Below are 752 nucleotides of genomic sequence, written 5' to 3'. Positions count from 1 at the left end.
GACCGCCCTGCGCCACCTGCTTGATCGCTGCAATCTTGAATTCCTCTGTGTACCGCTTACCGCTCATATCTTCTCCTTGTGCCCGACATTATGGCTCAGGAGTGTCTACGATAGTCGTGGCGATTCATGACTGCTTCGGCTCTGAACTCGGGCGTGTATGTTTTCAATTTCATGTGCTTGCCCCTTCCGACAATTTTATCAATCGGAAGTGTCCGAAAAAGTCAGGGTACCTCAGTGCTACCTGGAACGAGATGCAATCGAAGATGGTGACGCCTTGCCTGAATAAGCGGGGTCTGCTGTTCTACCGCCTCATTCACGATTTGCCGCATGTCCAAGGGCGCTTTGTCGAGATTCACCAGTCCCCGGCTAACCCGCGAGACATCCATCAGATCATCCACCAGACTGGTCATATGTTTGATTTGCCTGATGATGACTTCACTTGTCTGCTGCACACGCGTCCGGTCGAGCACGGCCATTCGTAACAGTTCCGCCGCCGAGCTGATAGGGGCCAGTGGATTTCGTAACTCATGCGCGAGCATGGCCAGGAACTCATCCTTTCGCTGTTCGCCGTCCTTCAGCCGTTCTTCCGCAAGCTTGCGCTGTGTAATATCGCTTGCGGCGCCAATCGGTAATCCCCCCACAAAAAGAGCGTCGTTAGAAGTAGAATTTTCTACTTAAGAACAGAAAGCTCTACATGAAGACGTCCCGCTTTACCGACAGCCAGATCATCGCCATCCTGAAACAAGCCGAAG

At 52.5% G+C, this 752-nt stretch carries 1 protein-coding gene; it reads right to left on the bottom strand.

The features are described 5' to 3' along the window. Nucleotides 1-221: 221 nt before the first annotated feature. Nucleotides 222-641 (bottom strand): sensor histidine kinase, encoded by a 420-nt coding sequence (locus tag GM672_RS27770; protein ID WP_170300288.1) that lies wholly within the window; start codon nt 639-641, stop codon nt 222-224. Between the last annotated feature and the right edge of the window lie 111 nt (nt 642-752).

The sequence above is a fragment of the Pseudoduganella buxea genome (genome assembly GCF_009720835.1).
Classification (GTDB): domain Bacteria; phylum Pseudomonadota; class Gammaproteobacteria; order Burkholderiales; family Burkholderiaceae_D; genus Rugamonas; species Rugamonas buxea.
The sequence above is the reverse complement of the archived record's forward strand: the minus strand, read 5'-3'. Positions and strand labels throughout refer to the sequence as shown.